Here is a 16,866-nt window from a genome sequence, read left to right as displayed (position 1 = left end):
CGCGACCAGCGGCTGTGACCGGCCCTCGGTAAGTCTGTGACCAGCACGGTCATCTGACGAAACACGCCCCGGGGCGCGGGCCGACCGGTCGCCCGCCCCCGCACCGTTCCGCTATCGGTGGGGCAGGAGCGACAATGGACGACGGCCGTCATGACGGCGGCACTTCCAGCTGCCGCCGTTCCTCGTCTCCGAAGGTGCTTCTTCATGCCCGATCGCCAAGATCCGCCGCGCCGGCTGCGTCCGGCCCCGCTGCTCTTCGAGCCCGATGCCCTGGTGGCCGAGCCGGAGCGGTTCTTCCAGCTGGAGAGCATCGAGGACCCGGGGGAACTGCTGCGCCGGTCGACGGAGTTGGCGTTGGCGTTCCGGATCGCGGCCGAGCGGGCCACCGACTACCAGGCGATAGCGGCGGCCCAGCTGGCCGATCCGCGCCGGTTCGACGCGCTCTCCCCGGCCGAGATCGCGGCCCGGGCCGAGTGGACGGCCGACTACGCGGCGCGCATGGTCGAGTACGGTCGTGGCCTGCTGCGCCAGCGCGGCGCGATCGACTGACGGGCGCGATCGACCGACCCGCGCGGCGGCAGACCGGCCGCTGGCATATGCGGCGGGAAAGGCTACGCCGTCCATCGGGCCCCTGTCCGGCAAATCCGACTATCGCTGCGAAGCGCATCCCGTCGGGAGCACCCTGCTGGGCGTGGACATCTGGGACTGCCAATCCGTGGAGCACCTCACCGATGCCGGCGAGGCCTGGCTCGCCTCGGCCAGTGAGTACCCGCGCAGCATGCGCGCACTGTGGGAGTCGCGCCCCTGGGCCCCGATCGTGCTGCCCTGCGGCCGGGCCTTCGACGTGATCAGCATGCCGGCCCTGTTCGGCCGCCGGGTGCTGGACGAACTGTGGGCCTCCGGCCCCGGCTGTGGACCCGTGGCCGCCTACCGGGGGCGGACCCTGCTCTTCGTCCAGCCCGGTGCGGCGCCCCGGCTGCGCACCCTGCTGGCCTGGGAGGAGTGGGCGCGCGACGTGCCGCCGCTGCTCTGCCACGGCCTGGGCGACGCGGTCACCGTCCCGCCGGTCCGGCGGCCGGACGACGAGGTCGACCAGATCGCCCCGGGCATCCTGGCCGCTCCGACCGCTCCGACCACGGGCAGCGACGCGAGAGGCGGCGGGGCGGGCCGGTGGATCGTGGCTCCCGACACCCGCGAGCCCTGGCTGCCGAGCGCGGGGGTGCTGCTCTGGGGTTGCGTTCGGGCCGCCCGCAGCGAGACCGGCGGTGAGGCCGGCGGCCGGCCCGAGCCGGCCCGGGCAGCGCCGCGACCCGAGCCCAGCACGGCCGGGGCGCCGCTGGTCACCCGCCCGGCCCAGCTGCGCCCGCTCTTCCCGGCCTGAGCCCGGGCGGCGGTATTCGATTTTGGCTCCGCCTGAGGCCGCTGCTAGAGTCTTCCCTGTCAGCAGGCGCCGCTAGCTCAGTTGGTTAGAGCAGCTGACTCTTAATCAGCGGGTCCGGGGTTCGAGTCCCTGGCGGCGCACCGACAGCCGAAGGCCCCTCGCGAGAGCGAGGGGCCTTCGGCGTTTCCTCGTGCCGAAAAGCCTCGGAGAGCCAGAAAGCCCTGGAGAGCCAGAAGGCCCCGGAGAGCCGGAAAGCCCCTGGGCCCGGCTTCCGGAGGAATCCGGCGGCCAGGCCCAGGGGATCATGCCCAGCGGGTGCGGATCAGCCGCTGTACTTCAGCCAGTCCGGCTCCTCGAAGAGGTCGGTGACGTCCACGAACTTGCCGTTCTCGTCGCGCGACCACCAGGTGATGGTGTCCCAGGCCCGGCCGTACTCCGTGTCCCCGTACAGCGCGAAGGTCTTGTTGTACTCCTGCACCTTGCGAGCCAGCACGCTCATCTCCCAGCAGGTCCCGCACTGACCCGACAAGGGCCACTTGTCCGGGCCGCCGGCCAGGCTGTACCGCTCGCCGTACTCCGCCGCCTGCTTGAAGGCCGCTCCCATTCCGCCCTCGAGGCCGTCCAGTCCGTCGAGCGTGACGTGGAGGGTCACCCGGTCCGGGTTGCCGACCGCGTCGACCACTCCGGTCATCCACTTCGGACCACCGCCCTCCACTCCCGAGTAGGCGTCGCCGTTGAAGGTGTGGGCACGCGGGTCGCCGTCCGCCTTGAGCTGCGTCGCCAGCGGCTCCGAGGCGCTTCCCTCGCCCAGTACCACGGTGTCGGGGCAGTTCTTGTTGTGGACCAGCACCGGGGTGCCGCCGGCCAGCACGTAGTAGGTGTGCAGCCGCGCGACGCTCAGGTTGTAGCGGTCGGCCTCGCCGGGCGTGACCGTGGCCGAGACGACCCGGACCGCCGTGCTGTCGTCCGCGCTCTGCAGACGGTCGCCGGTGGCCAGTTCCCCGGCGGGGACCCAGCCCTGCGCGGTGGCGTCCCAGAACGGGTGGTTGGCGGTGGTGTGCAGGGTGGACTGCTGGCCGTCGGGAGTGCTGACGGTCAGGTCGGCCAGGTCGTTGTCGTGGTTGACCAGGACCTTGGTGACCGGCTCGGCACCCTGGTGGGCACCGGTGGTCGGGTCGCCGGCCTCCACCGTGTCACCGGGCTGGATCGCACCGATCGGCTTGCTGGCGTTCCCGGCCAGCAGCACCTTGGTGTCGGGCGAGAAGCTGCAGGTGGCACCGTCCGAGCCGCCACCGCCGTCGCCGCCGCCCCCACCGTCGGAGCCGCCACCACCACCGCCGTCGCCACCGTTGCCGCCGCCACCGTCGCTGCCCTTGGCGCCGCGGTCGGTGCCGGTGCTCGGCCCATCGGGGTGGGCACCGCTACCGCTACCGGTGCCGCCGCTCGTGTCGGAGGGCGTGTTGTGCGGACTGTCGTGGGTGAAGAAGCGCTTGGTCAGGTCCCAGATGTCGCCGGCGTCGCCGGCCGCCTTGGCCGCCCGGACCGCCGAGATGCCCTCGCTGACCCACTTGATCGCACCGATGCCGTCGAGCGCGAAGCTGCCGATCGTCCCGGTCCAGTCGCCGGCCTCGTAGGCGGTGGAGTCCGTGTCGATGTTGAACAGGTCGGCCAGCGGGTGGTTGTCGGTGAACTCCTCGTGGTAGTGCGGAGTGCAGTAGATGTCACCGAGGCACGGCATGTTCTCGAAGCCGTCTTCGAAGGTCTCGAAGCCGTCGACGGTGAACGCGTAGGCGTCGCCGATGAGCGAGTCACCGACACCGCCGATGAAGCTGCCGGCGTCGTTGCCCCAGTCCTCCACGTCGTCCCAGAAGTCGAGGCCGGTCGCGTCGGTGCCGTTGGTGGGGCTGTCCGCGGCGTAGGTGTAGCCGCCCATCTGGCGCGGGTCGCCGGCCTCCAGCACCGGGTCGACCTGCAGGAACCGGCCGAGTGCCGGGTCGTAGTGCCGGGCTCCCAGCAGGTTGAGGCCGGTGGTCGGATCGACCGGTTGTCCCAGGAAGCCGCGGTTGTCCGACCAGGTGCCGGGCACAGTGCCGCGCGGGTTGCCGTACGGGTCGAAGGCACGCCGGGTGACGACGAGCGTCTTGGCGTCGACCTGGAGCTGCCCGGTGCGCTGCTGGTTGGCGAACTGGTAGGTGACGGTGCCGGTGCTGGAACGGACGATCACCGTGCCGTCGGGGTGGTGGTAGTAGCGCTGGCCGGTGACGGTACTGCCGGTCAGGGTGAGCTGCTCCGCTCCGCCGAAGAGGTAGAGGATCGTGCTGCTCGGTCCGCGCTGGATCAGCAGGTCACCGGTGGCGTCGTAGAGGTAGCCGGTGGTCTGCGGGGTGTTGACGCCGACCGTGGTGGTGACGGCCTTGGTCCGGCCCTCCTCGTCGTAGCTGAAGGTCTGGTTGCCGACGCCGACGCCGGTGGTGGCACGGCTGGTGGTGTTGCCGGCCGCGTCGTAGTGCGGGGTGAGGGTGGCCGTCCCGCCCGGTCCGGTGGTGGTGACCGAGGCCACCGAGTTCGGCTGCACGCCGTTGCCCGGGTAGCTGCTGGTCTGCGTCACGTCGTTGGCGGTGACGCCCTTGACGTCGTGCTTGACCTGCTGGATCCGGTCACCGAGCAGGTTGTAGCTGTAGCTCTGCCAGTAGGGCGCCGGGCCACCGATCTTCGCCGGGGCCGGGTTGGCCGAGTTGCAGTGCGCCAACTGACCGGCCGTCGGGGCGGACTGGCCCGCCGTGTCCGTCCACGCCGTGGTGAGGCGCTTCAGGCCGTCGTACTGGAAGCACTGGGTGTCGAAGACCTGGTCGGTGCCGCCGGAGGACTGCAGCTCGCTGACCGAGGTCAGGTTGCCGGACTGGTCGTACCCGAAGGTGGTCGCCGACAGCGGGTTGGTGGTGGCCGTCTGCAGCGAGACCCGGTTGGTGGACGTGCGGCCGGTGGCCTCGTCGTAGGTCTGCGCGGTGCGCAGCTGCTTGCCGAGCACGCCGTAGGTGGACTGCTGGATCTGGCCGAGCGGGCTGTACGACGCCACGTCCAGGTACGGCGTGGTGTCCGAGCCACTGGCGACCAGACCGCCCATCAGGTTGTAGCCGTAGCCGACGTCCTCGGAGGGCAGACCGCCCTCGGTGCCGAAGAGGCTGTCGGACAGCAACCCCGTGTTGGAGGTGTACTTGGCGCCCACCGTGTAGGTACCGGCCAGCTTGCCCTCGCTCGCCGGGATGGTGATGGTCGAGCCGGTCGGCTGGTAGGAGGTGGTGAAGCCGGTCACCGCCTGGGTGTAGGCGCTGCCGCCGGGGCCCGAGCCGCCGACGTACCGGGTCTGCGAGGTCTGGTGACCGAGCAGGATCGTGTCGTAGGTGCTGGCGGTCAGCTGCTTGGTCTTGTCGGTGGTGTCGGCGCCGGCGTACTCGCCGGTCGCACGGCCCAGCTGGTCGTAGGTGTAGGAGAGGACCTGCTGACGCGCGTCGGTCAGGGTCGCGACGTGGCCCATCGAGTCGTAGGTGGTCTTGATGGTGCCGGAGTCGGGGTCGGTCTGCGAGATCTTGCGGCCCAGCAGGTCGTAGCCGAAGGTCCAGGCGTTGCCGGCGCTGTCCTTGATCGAGGCCACCTGGCCACCGACGGTGTAGCTGTAACTGGTCGTCACATCACCGACGGTCCCGCCGGCGTGGGCCACCTTCGCGGTGGTCTGCCCCAGCGCGTTGCGGTAGGTCGTGGTCGGCGTGCCGCCGGGCGGCGGGGTGCTGTCGGCCTGGTCGGCGCCCCGGAACGTGGTGCTGGAGGTCCAGAGCGGTGTGGCCTTGGAGTAGAGCGTGGAGCTGACGGTGCGGCCCATGCCGTCGTGGGCCAGCACGGTCTCCGACGGGAGGGTGTTCTCCACCTCGACGAACATCGTGCTGCCGGGCGCCGTGGTGGCGTCCACGTACGGGCCCGCGCTCTGCGTCTGCCACCCGTGGCTGTCGTAGTGCACCGAGGAGATCAGCCGGCCGGCCGAGTTGTTGGAGGTGGTGCTCTGGCTCTGCCGCTGCTGCAGGAAGCCGTCGTAGATCGCGATGATCGAGCTGTAGCTGTTGTCCTCGCGCAGCGTCTTGGTGGTCACGCTGGACGGGTCGGGGTTGCTGCCCGCACCGTGCACCGCGTAGCTGAACTGCTTGTCGGGCGACTGGGTGCCCTTGGCCCGCCCGGGCAGCCAGGTCTGGGTGGCCCGGCCGAGCGCGTCGAAGGTGGTGTCGGTGATCCGGCCGTTGACGTCCACCGAGTGGGTGGTCAGTGACCGGGCCGGGGCGAGGCTGCTGCTGGCGGTCCAGTTCAGCGGGTTGCTGGTGGACACGCCGGTCGGCAGGGTGCCGCTCGTCGGGCTGTACGTGGTGGTCGAGGCGGCGCCCGCGCTGTCCAGCGTCTTCACCGTGCGGCCGTACTGGTCGTAGGAGGCCGCGTCGGTGGTGCGGAAGACCGGGTTGCCGGAGCCGTCGTAGGACTGCACCGCCTGGGTGGCGGTGATGTAGCCGTCGGCGCCGAGCCGGCCCAGGGTACCGGGGTTGCCGATGCTGCCGTCACCGTCGTAGAAGAACCGCTTGTCGCTGAGCGTCGTGGTGGCGCTCGGCGCGGTGCCGCAGGGCCCGGAGACGGTGATCGCCTCGCTCGGGAACTCCAGCATCATCGGGTTGGCGGCCGGCGGGGTCGCGTAGCTGGTGGTGGTGCAGCTCTCCTGCGAGGGGACCGAGTTGTCGCCCTTCTGGTCCAGCTGGGAGATCCGGCCGAGGCTGTCGTAGCTGGTGCTGTTGCTGGTGGTGCGCCAGCTGCCGTTGGCCAGCAGGCTCAGCTGCCTGCTGCTCGCGGAGGTGGTCCGACGGGACGTCAGGTCCGGCAGCGTGGACAGGGTCGCGGGGGCCGGGCTCTTGGAGGTCCAGGCGGTCCGCGGCACGGAGTAGGTGGTGGTCAGGCTCGGCACGCCCGGCAGGGACTTGGCGACGATCGAGCCGCCGGCCTTGTCGTAGCTGTCGCTCTCCTGCGGGGTGCCGGCCAGCCAGGGGCTGTCGGCGGCGGACTCGCCGAGCGAGTTGCTCAGGCTGACCGAGCGCTTGCTTCCGTCGGCCTTGTAGTCGCCGTCCATGCCCTGGAAGTAGTTGACCACGCTCTGCGTGATCGGGTCCGGGGCCGCGCCGCTGGTGGTGGTGACGGTGCGGTAGCCGCGGAAGTCGTTCCAGGTGCGGTACTGGTCGTCGGCGAGCTCGTTGTCGTCGCGGTGCCAGGCCGCGCCACCGCTGTAGTCGTACTTGGTGATCCGGGCCGGCGAGCCGGCCTTGGTGGCGTCGTTGTCCGAGATCTGCGCGACCAGGCTCTTGTTGAACCAGTCCGCTATCGGGTCCTTGGCACCCGGGGTGGTCCAGTAGACCTGGTAGCAGGCCATGGTGTCCGAGTCGGCCGAAGCCGGCATGGTGTTGTTGACCCGCGAGCACTCCGGTGCCTTGTAGGTCACCGCGATCGACTCGCCGGTCTCGGTCTGCAGACTCGAGATCCGCGGGTGGTACAGCGGCGGGGCGGCCGGGGTGAGGCCGTCGACCCGGTTGTCCGTCTCGATGCCGGTGAAGGTCACCGGGTCCATGGTGATCGGACCGCTGCCGCCGGCCGAGGTGTCCTGGCCGGTGCGCTGGATGGACTGCAGCCACATCACGGACTGCAGCGCACCCGCGTCCTTCGGGTCGACGGTGGCACCGGTGACCGGGTCCATGGTGCCGCCGGCGTCCGAGAACAGGTGGGTCAGCGCCCAGGAGTCGACCGCCTGCCAGGAGTTGCCGACCTTCACCGAGGTGTCGATCGACTTCAGCCGGTAGGTGGACCAGAAGGTCGGCGCGCCGACCCGGCACACGTTGGTGTCGGTGTAGGTGCCGGAGGTGGCCATGCCCGAGGTGCAGTTGAGGTCGTACGGGGTGTCCGGCCAGTTGGTCGCCGTCGAGGTCGACAGGTTGGAGTACTGGCAGGTGCTGTCCGAGACCACGCAGCGCTGCGCGGTGGTGAAGCTGACCTTGGCGGCCGGGTCGTGGCCGGCCTGCTCGTCGGCCAGCTTGTAGCCGTAGGAGATCTGGGTCAGGTAGCCGCCGCGGGTGTAGGGCGTCATGGTGCCGCCGGAGCCGGCGGACTGGCCGTTGCCCATGTTGTAGTAGTTGGTCTCGTTCGCCCAGTCGTAGCGCTGCACGTTGCCGTGCACGTCGACCACGAAGTCCAGGTTGAACTTGTAGCCCATCTGCTGGGCGCACTGCGAGGAGTTGCCCTTGCTGCTGTCGTAGCAGGGGTCGCCCGAGTTGGGGTGGTAGACCGGCACGCCCCAGGCGGAGTTGGTGGCCGCGTCCGAGGTGGTGCCGGGCGCGTGGTTCAGGCCGAGGTAGTACTGGGTGCCGTCGGTCGTGGTGACCTTGAAGTACTCGCCGTTCCACAGGCCGTTGGAGGCGCCGTTGAGCAGCTCGACCTTGGTGCCGTCGTCGCTCTGCAGGTGGTACTGGCCACTGTCGTCGCGCAGCAGCCGGCCGTTGTGCGAGCCCAGCGAGAGGGTGGCGTTCCAGCCCGCCCAACACTCGTCGCCGGACTTGTCGATCCCGTCGTTGGTGCAGGACTTGTAGGACCGCTCCACGTAACCCGGGCTGTAGGACCAGCCGTCACCGATCCAGGATGACTGCGAGTTGCGGGCCGAGGTCTCGCCGTCGATCGACTGCGAGTCGTAGGACAGGCCGACCGAGGGGCCCTTGCCGCCGAGCGCCGGCGGCACCGGGATCGGGTAGCTGTAGGTGAAGGCGCCGGCGGCGGAGTGCGCCCAGGCACCGGAGGAGGAGAGCGGCGTGGCCGCGAAGTTGCCCTGCGAGCCGCCGGTGCCGGCCACGGCCGCAACCGCCGTGGTGGCGTTGGAACTTGCCGCCATCGGCGCGGCCATCATGCTCATCGCGCGCGGGGCGCTCGAGGTGGTGCCGGCCGGCAGCGCCACCGTCGCGGTGAGCTGGTGCGTCACCGGGTCGTTGGTGGTCTGCAGCGGCTGCCGGGTCTGGCACTGCGCCAGCTGCGGCGTGGTCAGCGCACAGGAGGGCATCGCCACCAGCTGCAGCCGGGAGGCCCAACCGCCGCCGTACGCCTGCGCGATGGAACCGTAGTCGACCGAGACCGCGACCTTGCCGGGCGCGCCCGAGCCGTCCGCCCGGGACAGGCCGACCAGCAGACCGTCCACGTTCGCGGCCTGCGCCTTGGCGTGGTCCACGGTCTGCACCTGGACCGCTGCGGGCGTGTTCGGCGCGGCGAACGGCACCGCGAACGGCTGGACCGCCGACGGGCCGGCCGGGGTCGCGGGGGCTGCCGGGGCCGCCGCCACCTTCACCGAACTCGCGCTCTTGTCACCGAGGTTGACCGTCGCGGTGGACGCCCCCGGCCAAACCGGCGCGGTCGGCTTGTGCGGCACCAGGGCCCGGGTGCCCTTGGGCTCGGGCACGGCCGGCTTCGCCGCGCTGTTCGCCGGATGGCCCTTGACCTTCGGCTGGTCGGGCAGCGGATCCGCCGTCCAGGCCTTGCCCTGGTAGCGGTAGCCGCCCACCACCGTGTCGGCGTGGGCCATCGGCACCACCATCGCCAGTGCCGCCACCGTGGCGGCCGCCACGACGCCGCGTCGATGCCGGCCCCTCGTGCGGGCAGCAGTGAACCAGGCATGTCGTTCACGCACGACAGTACTCCCCCGTTGATCTCACGGCCTGAGTGGCCGTCACCGTCCGAGCCCCCGGCTCGACGAGATCATTATCGGCTCGTATTGCCGCTCGAACAGGCATGGCATTAATGTGCCCCGGCGGTCTCAGCCCGCCACATCAGTCACATGGCTCACGGGGAGTAGGTGCCAAGAAGGGCGAAGTGTCGTTTCGGGGTGTCATTCGGACATCACGTCAGGACACTCCGCCACCACATCTCGCGACGCACCGTCAAAGATTTTGCCAATTTTTTAGACTGACCAAAGGAACCTCTCATGTCGAACCGCGGCTCATCGCCGCTGTCCAGACAGCGATCCATCCGCCGCCTGTCCGTGGTGGCAACCCTGGCGACGGTCATCGGGGGCCTCGCCGCACCGGCCTTCGCCGACTCCCACCCCGGGCAGCTGCCCCCGGGCAAGGACGCCCCGCCCGCCGCCAGCCAGCCGACGGACGCCCAGATGGGCCCGACGCAGCGCGCCCAGGCAAAGGCCAAGAAGACCGGACAGCCCGTCACCGTCGACGAGTTGACCACCGAGACCAACCTCACGGTGGCCAACCCGGACGGCTCGATGACCGTCACCAAGCACCTGCAGGCCGCCCGGGTCAAGAAGAACGGCAAGTGGACGAATGTCGACGCCACGCTGACCAAGAACGGCGACGGGACCCTCTCCCCCGCTGCCGCGGCCTCCGGCGTCACCCTCTCCGGTGGCGGCAGCACCGCCCCGCTGGCCGCCTTCACCGACAAGGCCGGCCACAAGTTCTCCTTCACCCTGCCGTTCGCGCTGCCCGCACCGACCATCAACGGTGACACCGCCAGCTACGCCAACGTGCTGCCCGGCGTCGACCTGAACGCCACCGTCACCGACCAGGGCGCCTTCCGCGAGGTCCTCGTCGTGCACGACGCGGCCGCCGCCGCCAACCCGGCCCTGAAGACGCTGCGCCTGGCCACCAGCACCAACGGCCTGAGCACCAGCAGCGACCAGGACGGCAACCTCACCCTCAAGGCCGCCGACGGCGCCGCCGCCTTCACCGCGCCCGCGCCGGTCATGTGGGACTCCGCCAGCACCCCCGCGCCCGCCACCAACGCGCCGCGCGCCAGCGCCCTGGCCGCCGAGACCGCCCCCAAGTCGGCCCCGGTCTCCCCCGCCGCACCCGCCGCACCGCAGGCCGTGGTCGACCCGGCCGGCACGCAGGGCTCCAGCAAGGACGGCCCCGGCCACGGCGCCCACATCAGCAAGCTCGCCGTCAAGGCCGACAGCTCCAGCATCTCGCTGACCCCTGACGCGAACCAGCTCGCCGACCCCAACCTGCAGTACCCGATCTACTACGACCCCTACGTCAGCCCGGTCACCGGTGGCACCAACCACTACACCGAGGTCAAGGAGGGCTGCCCCAGCCAGGCGCTCTACGACCAGGCGCAGACCAACGGCGAGGCGATCGGCTACCAGCAGTACGACTCCAACTGCTTCGGCCTGTACCGCACTTACTACGAGTTCGACACCAGCTACACCAACAGCAGCATGGTGATCCAGAACTCCACCGCGTACTTCACCGAGACCTACGGCGCCGACCACGGCTGCTCCAACACCTGGGGCGTCGGGCTCAACCTCACCGGCGGCATCGGCGGCGGCACCACCTGGGCCAGCCAGCCCGGCTACGTCGCGGGCTACGGCGCCCAGGACGTCCCGAGCGCGGCCGCCGGCTGCGGCAACCGGCCGGTGAACTTCGACATCACCAGCGCGGTCAGCCAGCACCTCGGCTACAACAACCTGACCTTCCTGCTCTACGGCAACGAGAGCAAGTACTCGACCAACTACGGGTTCATGCGCTTCAGCACCAACCCGTACGTCGTCACCAAGTTCGACATCGCGCCCAACACCCCTGACCAGACGGTGACTTCGCCGAACTCGCAGAACCCGAGCGGCCCCGACTGCAACGGCGGCCCCGCCGGCTGGATCGGGATGACCACGCTCAACGGCAACGCGTCGAACATCACGCTGAGCGCGCACCTGACCACCCAGATGAGCGGCGTCAACCTGCAGGCCGGGTTCCACGTCTGGGACAACATGGTCAACAACGGCTCCGGTGGCCCCGCCACCGCGACCTGGCCGGTCGGCAACTGGGTCGGCAACGGCGGCACTTCCTCCGCCAACATCGGCGGCCCCGTCTCCGACGGCCACACCTACGGCTGGAACGCCTGGGCCAGCGACGGCACCCTGAACAGCGGCGGCTCCTCCTACTGCTACTTCACGGCCGACCTGAGCGCGCCGAAACTGGCCAGCTTCACCTCCTCGACGGCCTTCCCTCCGCTGGGCAGCGGCATCACGCCGACCGCGCACGCCGGTGACACCGGGATCAGCCTCCAGGTCAGCAGCATCGACCCGACGCCCACCGGCTGCAACCTCGCGGCCTGCCTGGCCAGTGGTGTGGCGGGCTTCCAGTGGTCGCTCGACAGCAACATCCCGGTCAGCGGCTACAACTACGTCGCCGGGACGGCGGGATCCGGCGGCAGCGCCACCGCGAACATCCCGGTCAACCTGACGGCCAGCCAGTGGGGCACCCACACCCTGTACGTCCGGGCGGTCGACAACGCGGGCAACACCCAGCCGACCTCCGCGCAGTACTCCTTCTACGCGCCGTGGAACGCCAACACCAAGGTCGTCGCGGGCGACCTGAACGGTGACGGCACTCCGGACCTGATCACCCCCGGTCCGGACGGCAACCTCAGCATGGTGCCCGGCAACAGCGACCCGAACGCCACTCCGCAGGTCGCCTCCACCCCGGCGCAGAGCCCGGACGGGACCAGCTGGAACAACTACCTGGTGACCCACCGCGGCAACCAGTCGCAGTCCACCGTGGACGACATCCTGGCGTTCCAGAAGAACACCAAGCAGCTCTACCTGTACCGCAACGACGGCACCACCGGCGGCACCAACGGCAAGTTCACCAACACCGCCAACGTCGGCACCACCAACAAGCCCACCTGCGTGCCGACCGCGGCCGGTGACTGCACCGGCTACAACAGCACCGACTGGTCGAGCCTGACCCAGCTGGTCGCCCCCGGCGCCTTCTCCGGCGCCCAGCAGTACGCCGACCTGATCACCGTCGAGAACGGCAAGCTCTGGTACTACACCGGCAGCGCCCGCTCCGGCGTCTACCTCGGCAAGGCCTACCAGATCGGCACCGGCGACTGGAACATCACCAGCCTGATCGCCCCCGGCACCGTCGGCGCCACCGTCGCCAACGGCACCACCACCGGTGGCACCCCCACCCTGTGGGTCCGCAACACCATCACCGGCGCCATCAGCAGCTTCCCGCTCAGCTTCGACGCCAGTGGCCTGCCGAACAGCAACCTGGTCGCCCCCACCCGTAACTCGCTGACCAGCGGTATCACCGCCAGCGGCGGCGGCAGCCTCTGCCTGGACGTCTCCGGCGCGAACACGGCCAACGGCACCAAGATCCAGCTCTACACCTGCAACGGCTCCGACGCGCAGAGCTTCACCGTGGGCGCGGACAACACCCTGCACGTGCTCGGCAAGTGCGTCGACGTCCCGCAGGGCTCGCTGACCCACGGCACCGGGCTCCAGCTCTACACCTGCAACAACACCGGTTCGCAGAAGTGGGTGTACAACGCGGCCCTCGGGACGCTGGTCAACCCGCAGTCCAACTTCTGCATGGCCGACCCGGCCTCCAACCAGAACCCCGGCACCCAGGTGGTCACCTGGGAGTGCGGCACCGGCTACCTCGACCAGAAGTGGACCTCGCCCACCGGTGCCAACACCAGCCAGCCGGTCCTGCCGCTGGGCCTGGTGAACGCCGACAACCCGGTCGTCTCCTCCCCCGGTGACGTGAACGCGGACGGCAACCCCGACCTCTACACGGTCAACGGCCCCGGCCAGATCAACGAGTTCGCCGGCGCCGCGCCCACCTCGGGCGGGCTGGCCCAGTTCACCAACTACTACCCGCAGTACGTCGGCGCGCTGCACCAGGCGAACGCCAACTGGCCGCTGACCGCCCCGGTGGGCGGCGTGGTCACCGACACCGTCGGCCTGCACAACGGCACCGTGAAGGGCAACGTCACCTTCCCGACCGACACCGTCAACGGCGTCAGCACCACGGTGGCCTCCTTCACCGGCGGCACCGGCAACGAGATCGACACCGCCGGCCAGTCCGTCGACACCAACCGGTCCTTCTCGATCACCCTGTGGACCAAGGAGACCTCCAACACCGGTGGGGTGGTCGTCAGCCAGGAGGGCACCTACGGCAGCGGCTTCATCATCTGGCCGGAGATGAGCGACAGCACCTGGCGCTTCGCCATGAAGCCCGCCGACGACAACGCCTGGGGCTACGACCAGACCACCGCCACCGCGCTCGGTTCGGCGGCCAAGGTCACGCTGAACCAGTGGACCAAGCTGACCGCCAGCTTCGACGCCACCACCGGCCGCACCAGCCTGTGGGTCAACGGCGTGCTCGCCGGCACCGGCCAGCACGACGCCCGCCCGGGCATCACCGGTCCGCTGGTGGTCGGCCGCTACAAGTACAACAGCCTGCCGCAGACCTCCTACCAGGGCAGCGTCAGCAACCTCACGGTGAACGACTTCGCGATCCCGGTCACCACCAACGTGGCCATGGTCCACTCGGCCCTTACCAACAAGTGCCTGGACAACAACAACGGCAGCACCACCAACGGCACCCACGTCCAGGTGTGGGACTGCTCCACCTCGGGTGCCACGGGCCAGCAGTGGGTGATCAACGCCAACGGCACCATCACCAACAACGGCGCCTGCATGGACGCCACCGGCAACGGCACGCTCAACGGCACCATGATCGAGATCTGGCAGTGCAACGGCGGCGCGAACCAGCAGTGGGTCCCGCGGGCCAACGGCAGCCTCTACAACCCGGCTTCCGGGCGCTGCCTGGACGACCCGAACGCCAGCACCACCAACGGCACCCAGCTCGAGCTCTACGACTGCAACGGCACGCCCGCGCAGACCTGGGCCATGGCGCTGAACGGAGCCTGACAGTCAGTCCGACCTTCTGACAGTCAGCCAGTCTGACGGCCTGACACACGCACCACCGGGTCCCTGGTTCGGGCGGCACACTCGTCCGAGCCAGGGACCTTGCTCATTGGGAAACTTCGTAAAGGAACTCTCATGTCTCACCGCGGCCCACCGCGGCCGGCCGGACAGCGCGCCCTGCGCCGACTCTCCGTGGTGGCCGCCCTCACCACGGTGGTCGCCGGACTCGCGATACCGGCCTTCGCCGACCCGCAGCCCGGGCAACCGGCCCCCGGCAAGGCCTCCGCGCCGGGCAGCCTCCAGCTGACGGACGCCCAGGCGGGCCCGAGCCAGCGCGCCAAGGCGGCTGCCAAGCGCACCGGAAAGCCCGTCACCATCGACGAGTTGACCACCGAGACCAGCCAGACGGTGGCCAACCCGGACGGTACCTTCACCGTCACCCGCCACGCACGGCCCGCCCGGGTGAAGAAGAACGGCAAGTGGACCGATGTCGACGCGACGCTGAGCAAGAACGCGGACGGCACCCTCTCCCCCGCCGCCACTCCCTCGGGCGTCGCCCTCTCCGGCGGCGGCACCGCCCCACTGGCCGCGTTCAAGGACGAGAACGGCCACCGGTTCAGCCTCACCCTGCCGTTCGCGCTGCCCGCCCCGACCGTCAGCGGCGACTCCGCCGACTACCCGGACGTCCTGCCCGGCGTGGACCTCAAGGCCACCGTGACCGACCAGTCACCCCGGCAGTGGATCCCGCGCGCCGACGGCAGCCTCTACAACCCGGCCTCCAGGCGCTGCCTGGACGACCCGCACTCGAGCACGGTCAACGGCACCCAACTGGAGCTCTGGGACTGCAACGCCGGCCCCAACCAGGAGTGGAGCTTCGCCGGCCTGGCCATCGCCTGACGGTGAGTCGGTAGCGCGCGAAGGCCCCGCAGTCGACTCGACCGCGGGGCCTTCGGCGTTCTGCTCGTTTCCGTCAGCGACCGTGCAGCGTACGGTACTTGGCGACCAGGGCCGCGCTGGAGCTGTCCAGGTGGTCGCCGCCCTCACCGCTCAGCAGCACCGGCTCGATCTTCTTGGCCAGCACCTTGCCGAGCTCCACGCCCCACTGGTCGAAGGAGTCGATGTTCCAGATCGCGCCCTGCACGAAGACCTTGTGCTCGTAGAGCGCGATCAGCTGGCCGAGCACCGAGGGGGTCAGCTCACTGGCCAGCACCACGGTGGTCGGGTGGTTGCCCTTGAAAGTGCGGTGCGGGACCTGGAACTCGGCCACGCCCTCGGCCCGGACCTCCTCGGCCGTCTTGCCGAAGGCGAAGGCCTGCGCCTGGGCGAAGAAGTTGGCCATCAGCAGGTCGTGCTGGGCCACCAGGCCGGGCGCCAGGTCGTCCACCGGCTTCGCAAAGCCGATCAGGTCGGCCGGGATCACCTTGGTGCCCTGGTGCAGCAGCTGGTAGTAGGCGTGCTGGCCGTTGGTGCCGGGGGTGCCCCAGACCACCGGGCCGGTGGTCCAGCCCACCGGGTCGCCGTCGCGCTGCACCGACTTGCCGTTGGACTCCATGTCCAGCTGCTGCAGGTAGGCGGTGAACTTCGACAGGTAGTGCGAGTAGGGCAGCACCGCGTGCGACTGGGCGTCGAAGAACTGGCCGTACCAGACGCCGAGCAGGCCGAGCAGCAGCGGGACGTTCTGCTCCACGGGGGCGGTGCGGAAGTGGTCGTCGACCAGGCGGAAGCCGTCCAGCATCTCCTGGAACCGCTCCGGGCCGATGGCGATCATCAGCGACAGGCCGATCGCCGAGTCGTAGGAGTAGCGGCCGCCGACCCAGTCCCAGAACTCGAACATGTTCTCGACGTCGATGCCGAAGTCGGCGACGCCCTCGGCGTTGGTGGACAGCGCCACGAAGTGCTTGGCCACCGCCCCCTGATCCGCCCGCAGCTCGGTGAGCAGCCAGTCGCGGGCCGAGGTGGCGTTGGTGATGGTCTCGATGGTGGTGAAGGTCTTGGAGGCGACGATGAAGAGCGTCTCGGCGGCGTCCAGGTCGCGCACCGCCTCGTGCAGGTCCGCGCCGTCCACGTTGGAGACGAAGTGCAGGCTCAGGTCACGCTGGGTGTAGGCGCGCAGCGCCTCGTAGGCCATCGCCGGACCGAGGTCGGAGCCGCCGATACCGATGTTGACGATGTTCTTGATCCGCTTGCCGGTGTGCCCGGTCCACTCGCCGCTGCGCACGCGGTTCGAGAAGGCGGCCATCTTGTCCAGGACGGCGTGCACCTCGGGCACCACGTTGACGCCGTCCACCTCGACCACCGCGCCGCGCGGCGCGCGCAGGGCGGTGTGCAGGACGGCGCGGTCCTCGGTCACGTTGATCTTCTCGCCGCGGAACATCGCGTCGCGCAGGCCGAACACGTCGCGGTCCGCGGCCAGCGAGCGCAGCAGCTCCAGCGTCTCGTCGGTCACCAGGTGCTTGGAGTAGTCCAGGTACAGGTCGCCGACCTGCAGGGTGTAGCGGCTGCCGCGCTGCGGGTCCGCGGCGAACAGCTCGCGCAGGTGCAGCTCACCGAGTTCCGCCCGGTGCTTCCCGAGGGCGGCCCACTGCGGGGTGCGGTCCAGGGGGGTACGTCCGCTGGCGGGGGTCTCCGGCATCGGTTTCTCTCCTCGATTTCGGTCTGGGTGCGGTGCTGGGGCCGTGAGGGATGGGCCCGGGTAGCGCCGACGCTT

At 70.1% G+C, this 16,866-nt stretch carries 6 protein-coding genes and 1 tRNA gene; 5 read left to right on the top strand and 2 right to left on the bottom strand.

Annotated features, from left to right (window positions below; all coding sequences use genetic code 11):
• Positions 1-204 precede the first annotated feature (204 nt).
• The 3 genes from BR98_RS28315 to BR98_RS28305 all read left to right on the top strand — a co-directional run bounded on the left by BR98_RS28315 (position 205) and on the right by BR98_RS28305 (position 1,521).
• Positions 205-549 carry a hypothetical protein gene (locus tag BR98_RS28315; protein WP_035849025.1) on the top strand — a complete coding sequence of 115 codons (345 nt, stop codon included), beginning with the start codon at positions 205-207 and terminating at the stop codon, positions 547-549.
• 142 nt (positions 550-691) lie between these two features.
• Positions 692-1,381: a bifunctional DNA primase/polymerase gene (locus tag BR98_RS28310; protein WP_035849023.1), complete on the top strand. Its 690-nt coding sequence runs from the start codon at positions 692-694 to the stop codon at positions 1,379-1,381.
• Positions 1,382-1,447: 66 nt separating this feature from the next.
• Positions 1,448-1,521, top strand: a tRNA-Lys gene (locus BR98_RS28305).
• Between the two features lie 182 nt (positions 1,522-1,703).
• Here BR98_RS28305 and BR98_RS28300 read toward each other — a convergent pair.
• Entirely contained in the window at positions 1,704-9,122 is a 7,419-nt protein-coding gene (locus BR98_RS28300) for a polymorphic toxin-type HINT domain-containing protein (RefSeq protein ID WP_157537961.1), read from the bottom strand.
• 354 nt (positions 9,123-9,476) lie between these two features.
• On the opposite strand from BR98_RS28300, the gene BR98_RS42135 reads away from it, so the two are divergent.
• Together BR98_RS42135 and BR98_RS28290 are read left to right on the top strand one after the other, a co-directional pair.
• Positions 9,477-14,162 (top strand): ricin-type beta-trefoil lectin domain protein, encoded by a 4,686-nt coding sequence (locus BR98_RS42135; protein WP_157537960.1) that lies wholly within the window; start codon positions 9,477-9,479, stop codon positions 14,160-14,162.
• Positions 14,163-14,294: 132 nt separating this feature from the next.
• On the top strand, positions 14,295-15,056 hold the full coding sequence (locus tag BR98_RS28290) for an RICIN domain-containing protein (protein ID WP_035849014.1): 762 nt from the start codon (positions 14,295-14,297) through the stop codon (positions 15,054-15,056).
• A gap of 73 nt (positions 15,057-15,129) precedes the next feature.
• On the opposite strand, the gene pgi is transcribed toward BR98_RS28290, so the two are convergent.
• Positions 15,130-16,791: a glucose-6-phosphate isomerase gene (gene pgi / locus BR98_RS28285; RefSeq protein ID WP_035849012.1), complete on the bottom strand. Its 1,662-nt coding sequence runs from the start codon at positions 16,789-16,791 to the stop codon at positions 15,130-15,132.
• Positions 16,792-16,866: the final 75 nt, after the last annotated feature.

The sequence above is a fragment of the Kitasatospora azatica KCTC 9699 genome, from assembly GCF_000744785.1.
Classification (GTDB): Bacteria; Actinomycetota; Actinomycetes; order Streptomycetales; family Streptomycetaceae; genus Kitasatospora; species Kitasatospora azatica.
This window is presented reverse-complemented; position numbering and strand designations above follow the sequence as displayed.

Coding starts and splice junctions, on each gene's coding strand:
- BR98_RS28315 (WP_035849025.1), top strand. CDS start 205: ATGCCCGATCGCCAAGATCCGCCGCGCCGGCTGCGTCCGGCCCCGCTG.
- BR98_RS28290 (WP_035849014.1), top strand. CDS start 14,295: ATGTCTCACCGCGGCCCACCGCGGCCGGCCGGACAGCGCGCCCTGCGC.
- pgi (WP_035849012.1), bottom strand. CDS start 16,791: ATGCCGGAGACCCCCGCCAGCGGACGTACCCCCCTGGACCGCACCCCG.